The 16,782-nt window shown below is 59.3% G+C and carries 12 protein-coding genes; 7 read left to right on the top strand and 5 right to left on the bottom strand.

Features of this window, described 5'->3' with window-relative positions; genetic code table 11:
- Window positions 1-29 precede the first annotated feature (29 nt).
- Together JK176_RS07025 and JK176_RS07020 are read left to right on the top strand one after the other, a co-directional pair.
- Window positions 30-1,238, top strand: a complete 1,209-nt coding sequence (locus tag JK176_RS07025) for a sigma-54 dependent transcriptional regulator (RefSeq protein WP_211587211.1) — start codon at window positions 30-32, stop codon at window positions 1,236-1,238.
- Window positions 1,239-2,459, top strand: a complete 1,221-nt coding sequence (locus JK176_RS07020; RefSeq protein WP_211587210.1) for a PAS domain-containing sensor histidine kinase — start codon at window positions 1,239-1,241, stop codon at window positions 2,457-2,459.
- Window positions 2,460-2,468: 9 nt separating this feature from the next.
- Here the strand turns inward: JK176_RS07020 and JK176_RS07015 are convergent, their stop codons facing one another.
- Genes JK176_RS07015 through JK176_RS07000 form a run of 4 tightly spaced genes read right to left on the bottom strand, consistent with a single transcriptional unit; the run spans window position 2,469 to window position 6,251 of the window.
- Window positions 2,469-3,533, bottom strand: coding sequence for a sulfate/molybdate ABC transporter ATP-binding protein (locus JK176_RS07015; protein WP_211587209.1), 1,065 nt, complete (start codon window positions 3,531-3,533; stop codon window positions 2,469-2,471).
- Entirely contained in the window at window positions 3,530-4,348 is an 819-nt protein-coding gene (locus tag JK176_RS07010) for a sulfate ABC transporter permease (RefSeq protein ID WP_211575787.1), read from the bottom strand. Before JK176_RS07010 ends, JK176_RS07015 begins: the two co-directional genes overlap by 4 nt.
- Window positions 4,345-5,199 carry a sulfate ABC transporter permease subunit CysT gene (cysT, locus tag JK176_RS07005; RefSeq protein ID WP_349291913.1) on the bottom strand — a complete coding sequence of 285 codons (855 nt, stop codon included), beginning with the start codon at window positions 5,197-5,199 and terminating at the stop codon, window positions 4,345-4,347. Before cysT ends, JK176_RS07010 begins: the two co-directional genes overlap by 4 nt.
- Before the next feature lie 17 nt (window positions 5,200-5,216).
- Window positions 5,217-6,251 (bottom strand): sulfate ABC transporter substrate-binding protein, encoded by a 1,035-nt coding sequence (locus tag JK176_RS07000; protein WP_211587208.1) that lies wholly within the window; start codon window positions 6,249-6,251, stop codon window positions 5,217-5,219.
- Between the two features lie 268 nt (window positions 6,252-6,519).
- Between JK176_RS07000 and JK176_RS06995 the strand changes: the two genes are divergently transcribed.
- From JK176_RS06995 to JK176_RS06985, 3 genes are all read left to right on the top strand, one after another.
- A complete protein-coding gene (locus JK176_RS06995; RefSeq protein WP_211587207.1) occupies window positions 6,520-7,524 on the top strand; it encodes a formylglycine-generating enzyme family protein in 1,005 nt (334 codons plus the stop codon).
- A 2-nt stretch (window positions 7,525-7,526) separates the two neighbouring features.
- A complete protein-coding gene (locus JK176_RS06990; RefSeq protein ID WP_211587206.1) occupies window positions 7,527-9,557 on the top strand; it encodes a sulfatase in 2,031 nt (676 codons plus the stop codon).
- 86 nt (window positions 9,558-9,643) lie between these two features.
- A complete protein-coding gene (locus JK176_RS06985; protein ID WP_211587205.1) occupies window positions 9,644-11,041 on the top strand; it encodes a sulfatase in 1,398 nt (465 codons plus the stop codon).
- Between the two features lie 48 nt (window positions 11,042-11,089).
- Here the strand turns inward: JK176_RS06985 and JK176_RS06980 are convergent, their stop codons facing one another.
- Window positions 11,090-12,454: an aryl-sulfate sulfotransferase gene (locus JK176_RS06980; RefSeq protein ID WP_211587204.1), complete on the bottom strand. Its 1,365-nt coding sequence runs from the start codon at window positions 12,452-12,454 to the stop codon at window positions 11,090-11,092.
- 177 nt (window positions 12,455-12,631) lie between these two features.
- Here JK176_RS06980 and JK176_RS06975 point away from each other — a divergent pair, with 177 nt between their 5' ends.
- Together JK176_RS06975 and JK176_RS06970 are read left to right on the top strand one after the other, a co-directional pair.
- Complete coding sequence (locus JK176_RS06975) at window positions 12,632-14,074, top strand: sulfatase (protein WP_211587203.1); 1,443 nt, start codon at window positions 12,632-12,634, stop codon at window positions 14,072-14,074.
- Window positions 14,075-14,249: 175 nt separating this feature from the next.
- Window positions 14,250-16,769 carry a TonB-dependent receptor gene (locus tag JK176_RS06970; RefSeq protein ID WP_211587202.1) on the top strand — a complete coding sequence of 840 codons (2,520 nt, stop codon included), beginning with the start codon at window positions 14,250-14,252 and terminating at the stop codon, window positions 16,767-16,769.
- The last annotated feature ends 13 nt before the right edge of the window (window positions 16,770-16,782 follow it).

Raw genomic sequence — 16,782 nt, 5'->3', positions numbered from 1 at the left:
ACACCCCTGAGAGGTCTGTCAAGATCATAATGAACGCAATCCGAAACGAATCGGGGGAATCCGCCCCTCCGGCACCGTGTCTTCTTTTCGTTGATGACGATCGCGATGTGCAGGTTGCGGCCCGTCTGCTGTTCCGGCGTAGTGGGCTGGATATTCTGTCCGCGCATGGAGCGGATGAGGCGTTGACGCAGTTGGCGTCCTTTTCTGTCGATCTCGTGCTGCTCGATCTCAATTATACGAAAGGAATGACTGCTGGTGCCGAAGGGCTGGCCCTGCTCAGGGACATGCTGGTCCTGCGCCCGGACCTGCCGGTGATTGTCGTGACCGGCCATAGTGGCGTGACGATTGCTGTTGCGGCGATGCGCGCGGGGGCTGTCGATTTCGTTATGAAGCCCTGGAATAACGAGCGCCTTCTGGCGCTGGTCGAAGGGACGCTGAAGAAATGCCGGGCCCGTCAGGCGACTGAGGCAGAACCCGCTCTGATTGTAGCGTCTGATGATCTGAGGCGGACCATTGCCGAAGCGGACCGTTTGGCTGTGACCCGCGCGTCACTGATCATCACGGGTGCGCCGGGTGTCGGGAAGGTGCTGCTGGCGCGGCGCATTCATGCTCTTTCTTATGAAGACGATCCTGCGGTGATGCTCCGTGCGGAGGATTGCGAGGCTTTGCCGGAAGGGCGGGGAACGTGGATCTTTCGCAATATCGAGGCGCTGTCTGCGCCCATGCAGCGCCGTCTGGCGGACAGGCTGGACGCACGCGTGGCTCCACGGGTGATTGCTCTGTCCTCGCGCGATCATGCGGCTCTGGAGGGTATGCTTGATCCGCGGCTGATGCTGCATCTGGGAATGGTCGGACTGACCCTCTCTCCTTTGCAGGGGCGAGCGGACGATATCGTTGCTCTGAGCACGCATTTCCTGCGGTATTTCGCAGCGCGGCATGGGCTTGCCGAACCCGGAATGGATGAGGGCCGGCTTCGATTGCTGTGTGAGGAAGAGTGGCCTCAGAATGTGCGCGGTCTGCGTGCGGTGGTTGAGCGGGCTGTACTCACCGGGACATGGGAAACGGCTCCCGAAGAGGCCGAAGCGGTTCCGAACGCAGCGCTGACGCTGCGTGATACCGAGCGATCCCTGATCGAGACGGCGTTGCGCAAGCATGGATTCAATGTGACGCAGGCTGCGCGGGAACTGGGTCTGACCAGACCGGCGCTGTATCGTCGTATGGCACGGTACGGGCTTTAGATGCGGGTCGTGGCTGAGACGTTCCTGCGGCTTTGCGGCATCGTGGCGGCCTGTCTGCTGACCGTTCCGGCCTGGCAGCGGGGGTTTTATGCGACGGCCCTGCTGTGCATATGCGTCGGGCTGATCTGTGCAGGGTCTGTCGTTGCGGCGCAGATCCGGGTGACGCGGCGTCTGAAACGGCATGAGCCTTCCGTCGTGCGTCCCGTGGATCGGGAAAAGCTGCGGAACCGGGCGCTGCTCGATCATGCGCCGGTGCCGCTTCTGGTCCAGTATGTGGATGGGACCCTGCATGCCGCCAATCGTGCGGCGCGGCGTTTGTTCATGACGGAAGGGGTTCTGCGTGAGCCACCCGAAGCTCTCATCGCGGCTTTGGAGAAGGAGGGGTCGGGGCCGGAAAAACGCCTGATCCGTCTGCCGTCCGCTGGGAGTGCGCCGCGGGTCTATGCGCTGTCGGTCGGAAAAGGTGCCGGGGCAGGAGGGATCGTTGCGTATCTGGCGCTGACGGACATCGAAGCCGGGTTGAACGCTGCGGAAGCTCAGGCGCTGCGTGGTCTTCTTCAGGTGCTCAGCCACGAGATCATGAATTCCCTCACACCCATCGTTTCCCTGTCCGCCACCGCCGAAGAGCTGTTTTCCGAATGTCGGGGACCGGCAAACAGCAGCCATGAGACAGGGTCATTGATTGCGGAGGCGCTTGGGACGATCCGGCGCCGTGCAGAGGGGCTGGATCGTTTCGTGCGCGGCTATCGCGATCTGGCGCGTCTGCCCAGACCGGATCTGAAGCCCGCAGACCTTGGCGCGCTGGTGCGTGAAATCGCCACGCTTTTTATGGCGCGATGGGGTGCGCGCGTGGTGCTGGACGTGGTGGTGCCTGCGGGGTGGCTCATGGTCCGGCTTGATGCCGCGCAGATGGAGCAGGCGCTCATGAATCTTCTGAACAACGGGGCCGAGGCTGCTCTGGGACAGTCTGCGCCCCGAGTGCAACTGGCTGTTGAAATGGCCGATCGGGCCGTTCTGATCAGAATCCGCGATAATGGTTCAGGGATTGATGCAGCGCTGCGGGAACAGGTTTTCGAGCCGTTTGTCTCGTTCAAGGCGAGCGGCAACGGGATCGGACTGCCTCTGGCGCGCCAGATTGTCAGGGGACATGGCGGGACGCTGGTCCTGAGCCAGGCTGGTGAGCGATCGGAATGGACGACGACCTTTGATGTGCAGATATGAATGGCCCGCTCAGGCTGGCTTCGGAGGGTCTTCTGACGCAGCAGCGGGATAGAAAATTTTTCCGCGGCTGATGTCGACGCGGACATTCTGCATCTCCTGTGGGGAGAGGTCTGTGGGTGTAATCATTTCAAATGCGGCCTCGGCGGTAACGATCTGATAGCGGAAAAGCCCGTTGGAAAAATGGGGGCGTTTTTCCACGGAAGCCTGTCCAGCCCCGGGCAGGAGGAAGACGTCATGTGGGCGGATAAAAGCGGTCGCGTTTCCGTCTGGCCCCTCGAACGGGAAAGGGGCGATGTCGGGGTTGTCCGGAACGAACTGACCAGACCGGACGGTACCCGGAAATTTGAGGGTTTCGCCCAGAAACTCCATGACAAAGGGCGTTTGGGGGGCAGCATTCAGGGAGGAGGCGTCGGCGGCCTGAACGATGCGGCCCTCCTGCATGACGACGAGCGTGTCTGCGACGTCCATGGCTTCTTCGTGGTCATGGGTGACGAGAATGGTCGTCAGGTTCATCCGGTCGTGCAGGTCCCGGAGCCAGCGGCGGATGTCACGGCGGACCAGAGGGTCCAGGGCGCCGAAAGGTTCATCGAGCAGGAGAAGTCTGGGGCCGGTTGCCAGTGCGCGGGCAAGGGCCACGCGCTGTCTCTGGCCGCCGGAAAGCTGGTCCGGATAGGCTTTTGCGAGATGGGGAAGCTGGATGAGGTCCAGAAGTTCGGTGACGCGGCGCTGGATGGCGGCGCGATCGGGTCGCCGCGCACGGGGCAGGACGTCGAGCCCGAAGGCGATGTTCCGGGCCACGGTCATGTGTCGGAACAGGGCATAGTTCTGGAAGACGAACCCGATGCCCCGGTCCTGTACGGGGCGGTCGTGGATGGGGAGGCCGTCGATCAGCAGCGTGCCTTCGGAATGGGAGGAAAGGCCTGCAATGGCTCTGAGCAGGGTGGTTTTTCCGGCTCCGGATGGCCCGACAAGCGCGACGAACGCGCGGTCTTCGACGGTTAGCGCGATGTTATCGAGCAGTTTGCGCGAAGAGCGGGGAGCGTATTGCGTGAAGGCTTCGAGAGTGATGCTCATGGATGCTGTTTTCTGAAAGAACGCTCGAGAAACATGCGGATCAGGACCGTTGTCATTGCGACAAGGACGAGAAGGGCCGCCATCGCGAAGGCTGCTACGGACTGGTAGCCGTTATAGAGGGTCTCGATATGGAGCGGCATGGTTTCGGTGACGCCGGGGATGTGGCCTGAAATAACGGCGACTGCGCCGAATTCCCCCATGGCGCGGGCTGTCGTGAGAAGAATTCCCGAAAGAAGCGCCCAGCCTGCGTCTGGGAGTGTGACGTGGATCAGGGTTTTCCAGAAGCCCGCGCCGAGCAGGAAGGCGGCTTCTTCGGCGGCACGGCCCTGCTGTTCCATATAGGGCATGAGGGTGCGTGCGACGTAGGGGAAGGTCACGAAGAGCGTTGCAAGAATGATGCCGGGGACGGCGAAGGCGATGTGTAGGCCGTGATGGCCGAGCCAGTTCCCCCACCATCCCTGCCGGCCGAAAAGCAGCAGCCAGACCAGCCCCGCAATCACGGGCGAGACGCTGATGGGCAGTTCGATCAGGCTGACCAGAAGGCGGGCACCTCGGAAGTCGTATTTCGTCAATGTCCAGGCCGCAGCGATGCCGCCTGCCGTGTTGATGACCGTCACGATGGCGGTGACGCAGGCTGTCAGGCGGATGGCGGATCGGGCTTCCGGGTCTTTGAGGGTTTCAAGAGCCGTATGCAGACCCTGACGCAGGGCTTCATGCAGGATCAGGGCCACAGGCAGGACGATGAGAAGGCCGATGATGGTGTAGCTGAGCAGGGTCAGGACAACGGGGGTTATCCGGGAAGACTGACGGGTCATGCGCCGTCCTCGCGGACCAGTCCGGAAGAGACCGAACGACGCAGATGGCTGACGGCAATGAGGCAGAGCAGGGCCGTGACGAGCAGGATCAGCGCGATGGATGTTGCGCCATCATAGTTGAATTCCTGAAGCCGCATGACGATCAGTAGCGGTGCGACCTCGCTGTGGAAAGGCTGGTTGCCCGCAATGAAGATGACGGAGCCGTATTCCCCAATGCTCCGTGCAAAGGCGAGCCCTGCACCGCTCAGAAGCGGGGGCGCGAGAGCGGGCAGGAGAATACGGCAGAAACGCTGCCATCCCGATGCGCCCAGAAGGAAAGCGGCTTCCTCGACATCTTTGGGAAAGCTGCGAAGCACGGGTTCGACGGAACGGACGATGAAAGGCAGTCCGATGAAGGTCAGCGCGATGACAATTCCGGCGGGAGAAAAGGCGAGTTTCAGTCCCAGTTTTTCTGCAGGGGCGCCGATCCATCCGCCGGGGCCGTAAAGGGTGGCCAGAGCGATGCCGGTCACGGCTGTGGGAATGGCGAAGGGGAGGTCGATCAGGGCGTCTACGGCGCGATGGCCGGGCGGGCGGTAGCGGACGAGGGTCCAGGCCAGCAGTAGGCCGATCGGCAGGTCAATGAGGACCGCCAGGAAGGCGCAGATAAAACTGACCCGCAGGGCGGCATACATGCGTGCGTCATGCAGCGCATGGATCATCGGGCTGAGGCCGTGCTGCCAGGGCCGGAGCAGCAGCGCCGTCAGGGGGAGCACGACGAGCAACCCGGTCCAGAGCAGGGTCAGGCCCAGCGACAGTGAAAAGCCGGGTAATGTCTGGCGTCGGCGCGGGAAAGAACGCAGGCCCGTCACGGTCAGGGGTTTCACACTCAGTGGCTGTAGATCTGGTCGAACACGCCGCCGTCCGAGAAATGGGCTTTCTGCAGGCGGGTCCAGCCGCCCAGACTGGCGACGTCGAAGGTTGTGGTGTGTGGGAAGACTGCGGCTGTTTCGGCCTGAATCGCAGGGTCCACGGGGCGGAAATAGTGTCTGGCGCCGATCCGCTGGCCTTCTGGGGAGAACAGGAAGTCCAGATAGGCGCGGGAGACGGCTTCGGTTCCGTGTTCCTGCACGTTGCGGTCCACGGTGGCGACGGGAGGTTCGGCGAGAATGGTGAGGGGGGGCACGACAATATCGAATTTATCGGGTCCCAGATCGCGCGAGGCCAGCAGGGCTTCGTCTTCCCATGCGATCAGAACATCGCCCAGGCCGCGCTGGACGAAGCTGTTGGTGGCGCCACGCGCGCCCGTATCAAGAACGGGGACATGCGCAAAGAGCGCCTTGAGGTACGTCGTTGCAGACTGTTCCGTCCCGCCGGGCTGATGGAGTGCCCAGCCCCACGCGGCCAGATAGTTCCATCGTGCGCCCCCGGATGTCTTGGGATTTGGGGTGACAACCTGAATACCGTCGCGGATCAGATCGGGCCAGTCGTGGATGTTCTTTGGATTGCCTTTACGCACGAGGAACACGATCGTGCTGGTATAGGGCGTTGAATTGTGCGGCAGGCGTTTCTGCCAGTCTGTAGCCAGAAGGCCGTTCTGGGCCAGAATATCAATATCGTATGCGAGGCCCAGCGTGACGACATCCGCTGGTGCACCCTCCAGAACCGAGCGCGCCTGCGCGCCGGAGCCGCCATGCGATGACGTTACGACAACGCTATCTCCGCTATTGGTCTTGGACCAGAAGGCCGGGAAGGCTTGGTTGATGTCGCTGTAAAGCTCGCGCGTCGGGTCATAGGACACATTCAGAAGGTGGTAATCCGCAGCATGTGCGGCTGCCAGGCACGGACCTGCGATGAGGGTTGCAGCGAGAGCCAGTGTTCCTTTGAGGGTGTAACGGCGGGACGACAGGTTTTTCATGGCCATGAGCCTTCGGGAGCAGGGGAATGTCGGGTCGATCTATATAACAAAAACAAAACGTCATTAATTAAAACAACGATATAATTTTGATTATAGATCTGCCTCTTGCCGTCAAGCGTGTCCCGGATCGATTCTTGAAAATCGGCTGAAAAACAAAGATTTCAGAAGAAAACAGAACGATTCTGCAACGCGGGATTGAAAACGCCGAAGGGTTTGTGTTTTCAATAACGATGAAATAGAGTTTTTAAATAATAAAACTATCAGGATCAGTTTAATGACCCTCAGCTCCGCTTCTGCTCACCCGAAAAAAGCGTGCTGCGTTCCGCAGGCGGCACGGGCGTCTTCGCGCGCGCCGTCTGTTCCGGTGTTTCAGGATCGTCAGCTCTGCCATGCATCGGGCTATGAGGACATGGTGCTGATCGGGGAGGGGACACACCAGATTGGCGCTGATGATTCCGAAACCCATGTCGCGGATGGCGAGGGGCCGGTCCGGCTCGTGGAGGTCGATGCTTTCTGGATCGACAGATATGCCGTCACCAACCGGCAGTTTGCGGCTTTTATCGCAGCTACGGGATATGTGACGGAAGCTGAAGCAGAGGGGTGGTCGTTCGTTTTCGAAGGGGTAGCGACGGCGACGGCGAAGAAGCGCCGTCTGCGGGGTTCTGTTCCGCAGACGCCGTGGTGGCTGCCGGTCCGTGGCGCGCAGTGGCGTCATCCTGAAGGGCCGGGGTCGCATATTTCGGCCCGTCAGGATCATCCGGTCGTGCATGTGTCGTGGAATGATGCGGCCGCCTATGCGGTCTGGGCAGGCAAGCGTTTGCCGACGGAAGCGGAATGGGAAATTGCCGCGCGGGGCCGGATGCAGAATTTCCGTTACCCCTGGGGAAATGAACTGCGTCCTGATGGGGAGGTGCAGTGCAACATCTGGCAGGGACGTTTCCCTGATGAGAACACCCGGCAGGACGGGTATGTGACGACCGTGCCCGTTACCGCATTTCCGCCGAATGGATACGGCCTTTACAACATGGTGGGCAATACGTGGGAATGGTGCTCCGATTTCTGGAGCCCGGTCTGGCATCAGGCTGAAAATGCCCTGACGCGCTGCAATCCTTCAGGACCACCCGAGGGGACGGACAGGGTGATCCGGGGGGGATCGCATATGTGCCATCACTCTTATTGCAACCGGTATCGCAATTCGGCACGGACCCATACGACGCCTGACAGCTCTCTCGGTCATATCGGTTTCAGATGCGCATCATCGGCCGTGGTAGATCTGTGAGCATGGATCGACCCTCCAGAGCGGTGAGCCGTCGTCATCTTCTGGCGACGACGGGCGCGGCCGGTGTGGCGTTTTCGGCCGGTGCTGGTGTTAATGCCAGGGCGAAGACCATCTCTGCCGCGTCAAAGACCCCGATAGACCGGAAGCCGAACATTATCTGGATCGTCTGCCATGATATCCATGCGCCTCTTCTGGGATGTTACGGCAATCCTCTGGCGGTGACGCCGACGATTGACGCGCTGGCCCGCGAGGGAAACCGCTTTGAAAGCGCCTATGCTACCGCTCCGGTCTGCTCTCCGTCGCGTTTCTCGCTGGTCACGGGACTGTATCCGCAAAGCTGTGGACCGGCGGAAAACATGCGCGCTGTGGCCCGCATTGCAGGACAGTTCGAAAGCCTTCCGGAACTGATGCGTGGGGCGGGGTATTACTGCACCAATAACGTCTTTACCGACTACAACTGTGACCTTGATCCTGCGACGATCTGGGATGCGTGTTCAGTGACGGCGCACTGGCGGAACCGCCCGACGGGGAAACCCTTTTTCGCGGTCTACAATTATCTCATCACGCATGAATCCCATCTGTTTGAGACGGGTGCGACCGTGACTGATCCTGCGCGGGTCCATATTCCGCCCTATCTGCCGGACACGCCCGATATCCGGGATTCTATTGCGCGCAACATCGACATGGTGAACCGGCAGGATAAAGCGTTGGCCCATATTCTGGGCGAGCTTGAACAGGATGGTCTGGCGCAGGACACGATCGTCATGTTTTTCGCTGATCATGGCGGCGTGCAGCCCAGAACGAAGCGCTACTGTTATGAAGGGGGGCTGCACGTGCCCCTGATCGTGCGGTTTCCAAAGAAATTCCAGCATTTTGCGCAACGTGCGGCCGGGCAGGTCAGTCCGGATCTTGTGAGTCTGGTGGATATGGCGCCGACGACACTGTCGCTGGCAGGGGCAGCAATTCCCCGGCATATGCAGGGACAGCCGTTTCTGGGGCAGCACGTTCCCCCGCCACGCGAACATGTGTTCAGCGGTCGCAACCGGATGGATGAACGGCTGGATCTGATACGGACGGTCCGGAGTGGGCGTTACCGCTATATCCGTAACTACATGCCACATCGCATTTACGGACAGCATAATGCGTATGAGTGGAAAGGTCGCGGTTATCAATCCTGGGAAGAGGAGTGGCTGGCGGGGCGTCTAAATCCCGTTCAGGCAGCCTTTTGGCAGGCCAAGCCGGGTGAGGAGCTTTACGATCTTGCGGCTGACCCGCATCAGATCAGCAACCTGATCGACGATCCGGCGCATCAGGCTGCACTGCAACATCTGCGGGATGTGCTTGATGCGCAGATGACTGCGATCAACGATAATGCGTTCCTTGCGGAAGGACTGCGACATCAGGGATATCAGGCAAGCCGCGAGTCTGGAGCCTATCCGTTGCCCGAACTGATGGCGCTGGGGGCGAAGGTGACCCAGCGTAGCGCAGACCATCTTCCGGCGTTCAGGGCCTCTCTTGGAAATGATAGCGAAGCCGTGCGGTACTGGGCGGCTACGGGTATTCTTGCGGTGCAGACGCCGTTGGATGCCCGGACCACTCATGATGTGGCATTGGCATTTGGAAAAGAGCCGTCTGTGGTGATCAGGGCTGTGCTGGGTGAAATTCTGCTGAATGGCCCCGATGCTGCTCAGGCCATCGACTGGGTTGCGGGAAAGATCGCGCAAACGGGTGATCCGGAGGGGGCGCTGGCTGCGGTTCTGGCGGCGACTTATGGGCGGAACGTGCGCTCTCCCGCCGTAACGCCAGCTGTTCAGGCGGCCCTGACGACGCGTGTTTCGCCGCCTGATGTGCAGGGTGTTCTGGGGCTTTTCGCGGTACGGGCCGCCGCGCGGTATCTCAGCGAAAAACGCGCCGGAACCTATACGCCGCGTCTGAAACAGCCGTCCGATTTTGATGCAGCCGCCATGCAGAGTCCGGCAGGAAAGAAGCTGGTGGCGGCCATGGGAGGCAGGATCAGCGATCCGCAGATCTAGAGGCTGCGGGAAGAAACTCTCAATTCTCTCATACTCTCCGCAAAGCTTTTGGCTCTGCGCGGGGGCAGAATATCCGCAGGAACATCATGGTACAGGTCAGACGTCGCACCCTTCTTGCCTCAGGCGGAGGCGCCTTCGTGGCAAAAGGATATGGGCAGTCCCTTCCGAAAGGCAGGTGGACGAATATTCTCTATCTTCATTCCCACGACAGTGGACGGTCGCTCGAGCCTTATGACAGCGCGGTCTCTACTCCGGAAATAGCCTCTCTGGCGCGTGAGGGCGTGACGTTCCGGCAGGCGTTCAGTGCGGCACCGGTCTGCTCTCCTAGTCGTGCGGCTCTGCTGACCGGTCAGTCTCCCCATCGTTCCGGAATGATTGGGCTGGCGCATCGGGGTTTCAGGCTGAACGATCCGCGGCAGCTCCTTTTCCGGGACCTGCAGAAATTCGGATATCAGGCCGTGCTGACAGGGATGCAGCATGTTGCCGCTGATCCGGACACGCTGGGGTATGACAGGAATCTTGCCTATCGCGACGAGAGCGGGAAATGGCGTGCGGAAGCTTCTGTGGTGGCACCCATAGCCGAGCGGTTTCTGGACAGCCGGCCCAAGCAGCCGTTTTTTCTGGATGTCGGATTTTTCGAGACGCATCGGGAGTATCCGGACCCGACACCCGCGGATCTGGAGCGTGTGCGAAGCGTTCCGCGTCCATTACCCGATACGCCGGAAATCCGCCACGATTTCGCGGCTTTCGGGGCAAGCGCGCGTCAGTTGGATGCGGGTGTCGGGCGGGTTTTGCGGGCTTTGTCCAGAAATGGTTATGACCGCAATACGCTGGTTATTTTCGTCACGGATCATGGCATCGCTTTTCCGGGCATGAAATGCAACCTGACGGATGACGGGATCGGAACGGTACTGATCATGCGAGGGCCGGGTCTGGCCGTGGGGCATCAGTCGGACGTGATGGTCTCGCAGATTGATGTTTTTCCGACAGTTTATGATTATCTGGGCATCCCGCGTCCTTCCTGGCTTGTGGGGCAATCTTTTCTTCCGGTCTTGCGGGGCAGTCAGGCGGAAATCCGGGATGCCGTCTATGCTGAGATGACGTATCACGCGTCATATGAACCGATGCGGGCCGTCCGGACGCAGCGATGGAAATATATTCGCAGATTTGGAAATCGCAGGCAGCCCGTGCTGCCGAACTGCGATGACAGTCCCAGCAAGTCCGTCTGGGTCGGGGCCGGATGGCCGGATCATCGTCTGCCTGAAGAGGCTCTTTATGATCTGACGTTCGATCCTGCGGAAACCGGTAACCTGTGTCACGATCCGCAGTATGGAGACGTTCTGCGGGAAATGAGAAAGCGCCTGAGGCGCTGGATGCAGGAGACGCAGGACCCGCTTCTCAAAGGGCCTGTAGCGGCTCCGGCGGGGGCGGTTGTCAATCCGCCCGATGGCCAGTCCCCTTCGGGACCGACGGTGCCTGCCTGAGCAGGGAGGGCTGGCGTCATGACTTTGGCCGGCAGCCCTGCGGTTGTATTATTTTTCCGGATCTAAAGCCGGAACCACGACTGTTTCGGTATGGGAGACGGTCGAGGGCACCCATCCATATGGCACGGGCTGGATACGATAGACCCAGTTGGAGCGCGTTGTTTTTCCGGGCGAGCTGCCAGGCGTTTCACCTGAATAGGGCGACACATATTCCCACACGATTTCACCCGTGGGCGTGACCTGGAAGAAGCGTCCGTTCATGCCTTCGTCAATTAGGGTATTGCCATTGGGCAGCCGGTCCACGGAGCTGATGAAGCTGCTGTAGAAGGACCATGGCGGGCCGCCGGAATTCTCGCCTGTGTACTGCCAGACGACCTGCGCCGTTACAGGATTGATTTCTAGAATTCGCGAACCGTTGGCGACCTGCAACGGACGGGCGGGATAGCCTGCTTCGCCTTGATTGTCGAAAACGATCAGGTTGCCTGCACCCGGTAGGCCTTCGGGAACAAGATGCGCGTCATGCTGTCCGACGAACTGGTCGACGGCGAAAGGAACAGCAGGTTCGCTGCGGCGCCGCTGCGGGAGGTTGGGGCCCAGACGCCAGACGACCTTGCCGGAATGGCGGTCCAGGATTGCGATGAAGTTGGCCTCCCGTGAATCGATCAGGATGTTGTCCGGTGCGAAACGTTTGTCTCCCGCACGGTACCAGTGGTTATCGCCTACAAGCTGCATGTTGTTGATATGAAGGTAATCCGGATTTTCAGCATGCGTTACCAGTTGAAGCTGGCTGTCGGTAAAGCCGAATTCCCGAAGATGGTCTCCGGCCTTCCAGGTCCAGCGGATTTTGCCGTCCGGGGCGATCTCATAAATCACGTCATCCAGTACCGGCTTGGCCCCGCCGGGGATGGAGCGGTTCTGGTTGGCCAGAAGAAGCGTGCCGCCATCGGGCAGGCGGGCCCAGTCATGATGCTGACGGGCATTGCCTTCGGGCGACTGAAGACCCCATTCCCAGAGCGTTTTGTCAGACCAGTCCACATAGCCGAACGTTCGGTTACGGAAACCGGCTGTGGCTCCGGGGATCTTGTGGGTGCCGTCCCCGCGGATTTCTGAAAGCTGAAGCCCGATAATGCCTTTCTGCCCCTGGACCAGAGCGGGATCAATGTATTTGGCGGGGAATCCGGCTTGTGCCCATTGCCGGACTTCGTGACCGTTCATGTCGATGAGATGGGTGTGATTGTCGCTTCCGGAAAACAGGATGAAGCTGTTGTAAGCTTTTTCGGGGCTGTAACGGGTGACGCCGGTCGGCACCACGCTGGGGACGGCTTTTGCTGCGTTGGGGATGGCCATGAGGGCAGTGCACAAGGCCATCGTGCCCATAGCGCTGGTGGAGAGCCTGAGTGGGAACGAAGCCATATCACTTACCCTGTTATCTGGAATCATGGTCTCCCGGAGGAGTTTGCCAACTGAAACCGCTTTTCGAGGTTCTTTCAACCATCAATATTGGTTTTTATGAATTTACATCCTATTTTTTGGTTGTTAATATTTTTAACCATAATTGATAGTTTAATAATCCAGACTGAAAGCCCGCAGATGACCCGATTTGTCCAGAGGCGTCGCGCCTTCCTTTCCACTGTCGCAGGGATCGGCCTTGGCGCAATGACGGGGCCGGGAGCGCGGGCGATCGCCCAGCCGGGGATTTCGGGCCGTTCCGGCGAAAGAGCAAAGGCACCGAACATCATTTTCATTCTTGCGGATGATCTTGGATACGCGGATGTGAGCTGCTTCGGCACGCCGGGTTTTACAACGCCTTCCATCGACCGTATCGCGCATGAAGGCATCAAGCTGACGCGCGCCTATGCGAACTCCGCCGTCTGTTCCGCGACGCGGACGGCCCTGATTACCGGGCGTTATCAGGACCGGATTGCCTGTGGTCTGGAAGAACCGATTGCCTCCTCCAGCGGGAAAATCGGGCTTCCGCCGGGATTGCCGACCTTGCCGGAACAACTTCACAGGGCCGGGTACAGGACGGCTCTGGTGGGGAAGTGGCACCTTGGGAGCCCTCCAGAGTTCGGGCCGCTCAAGAGCGGCTATGACCATTTTTACGGTATTTCCGGTGGTGCTGCCGACTATTTCACCCATCAGGGAAAACCCGGTGAGGACCAGTTTTATCGGGACGACCATCTGATCCACGATCATGGTTATCTGACGGGGCTTCTGGGGGACGAAGCCGTTCGGCTGGTCGAGACGTTTGCACAGGACCCGTCGCCATTTTTCCTCAGTCTGCATTTCAATGCGCCGCACTGGCCTTGGGAAGGGCCGGAGGACGAGGCCGAATCAAAGCGCCTGAAAGGCAGGATCTTCGACTATGATGGCGGAACGCAGAAGACCTATGGCCGGATGGTCAGAGCCATGGATGACCAGATCGGCCGGGTTCTTGCAACACTTGACCGCCATCAACTGACGGAAAATACGATCGTCGTGTTTACCAGCGACAACGGTGGCGAGCGTTTCTCCGAGATCTGGCCTTTTACGGGTATGAAGGGGGAGCTTCTGGAAGGTGGGCTCAGGGTACCGGCGGTTCTGAGGTGGCCCGCACGGGTGAGGGCAGGGTCTGAAAGTGACCAGACCCTCATCACGATGGACTGGCTTCCCAGTTTTCTGGCTGCTGCGGGTGTGACGCCGGACGCAACTTTCCCGTCCGACGGTACAAATCTTCTGCCGTTCCTGAGTGATCCGGAGAAACGCCAGGCGCGCTCATTGTTCTGGCGTTACAAGATCCATGACCAGCACGCTCATCTCGATGGCGATTACAAATATCTGAAAATCGGGGAGAACGAATTTCTCTTCGACGTTGTCAGCGATCCGCGCGAGAGAGCCAATCTGAAAGATCGCAAACCCGAGCTTTTTGCCCGTCTGAAAAAGGAATGGGCAGCCTGGAATGCAACGATGCTGCCTTTCCCGCAGGGCAGCTACAGTTGGGGAGCGGATGCCCAGGATTTTGCGGATCATTATGATGCGTCCCGGTCTGACTGATGTGGGGTTCACCAAAGCAGACCAGAACATAGGATATATAACATTATAAAATAGTATAAATAAATACATCCCGAATCCGATTCGTTCGTATGGACCGAATCAAAACGACGATATATCGTTCTTATGTAAGAACAACGATATATAAATGTTAATGCGGTTCGGGAATATTCTGGTCATGAAGAAAAAATACGTCCTGCTTACCGCCATCGCTGCCGTGGTTGATGTGACGGGGTGGGACAGTGCGCAGGCACAGAACGCTGCCCCCCAAGAAGGAATCGCGGCCACGCATGCCGCGCACAGGCATCACACGGCAAAATCGGTTCCGGCAGCACGGCCCACTCTCAAAGCGGTCAGGGCGCCGGTTTCCGATCCGGAACGGATCCACGTGGTCGCATCTCCGGCGCAGGCAGCAGCGCATACGATTGACCAGGAAACGCATGCGCTTCAGAACGTTCCGCAGGCTGCGACACGGATCGGTGCACAGGAACTGAAGGCCGAACATATCACGGCCCTCCCTCAGGCCGCGCGTCTCCTGCCGACCGTTCAGCTCAATATTTCCAATCCGCGCAACACCACAATCAATATCCGTGGCCTCGGAGCCGCCGGGACGGCAGCGACGGATGGGATCGAAGGGGGCGTGGCGGTGTATGTCGATGGTGTTTATCGTTCACGCCCTGCGACTGCGCTGAGCGATCTGGTCGATCTGAACGGGATCACCGTCCTGCGTGGTCCGGCGGGAACGGAAGGGGGCATGACGGCTACGGCAGGCGCCATCGAACTCACAACGGCCGCGCCGGATCTGCATACCCGACATGTCTATGGCGAGGCGGGGGTTGGAAATTATGATTATAACCGCTGGAGCCTTGGCGTTACGACGCCGCTGATCAAGGACAAGCTTGCGGTCCGGCTGAGTGCTTTGGGATATGGCAACAGCGGCTGGGTCAAAAACCTTGCGGGCGGGGGCGATATTAATGGCCAGACAAGCCGCTCTTTCCGCGCACAGGTTTTGTATCACCCCACGGATGAGCTGAGTGTCCGGCTGACGGGAGATTATGCCCATCTTCGTGAAAACTGCTGCTCTGGGGGGCTCTACAAGATCGTTGCAACCAAGACGGATGGCAGCGCCGTAGCGGGAACGCTGCCGCAGCGTTTGGGTTGGGCCGGATATGGCGCGACGGCTCCGTCCAATGCGCCCTATACCATCAACCGAAGCTCTCTTTCTGACGCAGAGCAGGAAGACATGGGGCTTTCGGGCCATGTGGACTGGCACCATGCCAATTTCACGCTGTCCTCCATCACGGCTTTCCGGTGGTGGGACTGGGCACCGCATAATGACGGTGATCTGGGGCCGGCGAATGCCATTCTCAACAGCAATGCCAAGGTCGATCAAAGGCAGTTCACGCAGGAACTCCGTTTTTCCAGTTCTCTGGGGCGTCTGCTCGATTATCGGGTTGGAGCGTTTTACATGTGGCAGGAAAACCGCGTTTATGGTGATACCCGCTACGGGCCGGATGCCGGAGCGTGGTATGGATATGGAACCGGAAGCTCACCCGTTAGTGGTATCTCTGCCGAACAGGCCTCGAATGTCCTGAACAATTATGACGTGCGCAGCTACGGACAGCCCACCACCAATTATTACGGGCTTTATGCGAACGGGACCTGGCACATCACCCGCAAACTGGATTTCGTGACGGGTGTACGATATAATTACAGCACCAAAACGGGAAGTTTTTCCCAATGGCAGGTCACACCTGAAAGCTATAATTCAGCCATCACACCACTGGCTACGGCGCAGAAAATCTGGGGCTTGTATGGTAGTAACACGGGATATGGCGCGCATGTCGATAATGGTTTCGTAACTGGACAGTTCGTTGCGAAATACCATGTGGCGGATAATGCCATTGTTTACGGCCGCTATGGCCGCGGTGGAAAATCCGGTGGCCTCAATCTGGTCTCTTTTTCTGCGAGCCAGCTTTCTCAGGGCGCAGTTTCGCCGAATGTGGGCAAGGAGACGGACGACTCTTTTGAGGTCGGGGCGAAGGCGCAGTTTCTTCAGAACCGTCTTCTGGTCAGCGGTGCGCTGTATCAGACGAACGACCACAACTATCAGGTCACGGCAGTCCATGAATATCAGGGTGCGCTGGTTTCCTATCTGAGCAGTGCTCCGAAAGTGCGGGTTCGTGGCGCGGAGATGGACATTCATTACAGCCCGCTTGCCAATCTCGTGACGTCTTTGTCTGCATCTTACAATGACGCCCAGTTCCTCCAGTATTCCACAAGTGCGCCGCCGGAGCTGGCGTGGAAAGGCGCTTACAGTCTCGCCCATACGCAGATTCCGTTCGTGCCGAGATGGGCGCTGTCGGCTGCGGTGCAGTATTCGCACGGGATCGGAAAGGTTTTTTCCCGCCCTCTCGATGCTTATGCAGGCGGGAGCTACAATTACAACACCCGCATGAACACCTCCAGCAACAACTCCGTTTATGGCTGGGTGCCGGCTTATGGCACGCTGAACCTGAATTTCGGGTTTCGCGACCATCAGGGGCGCTGGGAGCTTGCGGGCTTCATCAATAATGCAACGGACGAGCGGCGTGTCACGCAGATTTCCCAAGGAAGCGCCGCTTCGGGAAATGGCAGCTGGTACGCCTATGTCACGCAGCCCCGCAATTTCGGCTTTATTGCCCGCGTGAATTACTGAACCGGCGAGGAAT

It is taken from the genome of Gluconobacter sp. Dm-73 (assembly GCF_018256215.1).
GTDB classification, from domain to species: Bacteria; Pseudomonadota; Alphaproteobacteria; order Acetobacterales; family Acetobacteraceae; genus Gluconobacter; species Gluconobacter cadivus.
This window is presented reverse-complemented; position numbering and strand designations above follow the sequence as displayed.

Excerpts from the sequence above, each read along its gene's own strand:
- JK176_RS06990 (WP_211587206.1), top strand. The coding sequence starts at position 7,527 with ATGGATCGACCCTCCAGAGCGGTGAGCCGTCGTCATCTTCTGGCGACG.
- JK176_RS06985 (WP_211587205.1), top strand. The coding sequence starts at position 9,644 with ATGGTACAGGTCAGACGTCGCACCCTTCTTGCCTCAGGCGGAGGCGCC.
- JK176_RS06995 (WP_211587207.1), top strand. The coding sequence starts at position 6,520 with ATGACCCTCAGCTCCGCTTCTGCTCACCCGAAAAAAGCGTGCTGCGTT.
- JK176_RS07015 (WP_211587209.1), bottom strand. The coding sequence starts at position 3,533 with ATGAGCATCACTCTCGAAGCCTTCACGCAATACGCTCCCCGCTCTTCG.
- JK176_RS07000 (WP_211587208.1), bottom strand. The coding sequence starts at position 6,251 with ATGGCCATGAAAAACCTGTCGTCCCGCCGTTACACCCTCAAAGGAACA.
- JK176_RS07020 (WP_211587210.1), top strand. The coding sequence starts at position 1,239 with ATGCGGGTCGTGGCTGAGACGTTCCTGCGGCTTTGCGGCATCGTGGCG.
- JK176_RS06975 (WP_211587203.1), top strand. The coding sequence starts at position 12,632 with ATGACCCGATTTGTCCAGAGGCGTCGCGCCTTCCTTTCCACTGTCGCA.
- JK176_RS07025 (WP_211587211.1), top strand. The coding sequence starts at position 30 with ATGAACGCAATCCGAAACGAATCGGGGGAATCCGCCCCTCCGGCACCG.
- JK176_RS07010 (WP_211575787.1), bottom strand. The coding sequence starts at position 4,348 with ATGACCCGTCAGTCTTCCCGGATAACCCCCGTTGTCCTGACCCTGCTC.
- JK176_RS06980 (WP_211587204.1), bottom strand. The coding sequence starts at position 12,454 with ATGGCTTCGTTCCCACTCAGGCTCTCCACCAGCGCTATGGGCACGATG.
- JK176_RS06970 (WP_211587202.1), top strand. The coding sequence starts at position 14,250 with ATGAAGAAAAAATACGTCCTGCTTACCGCCATCGCTGCCGTGGTTGAT.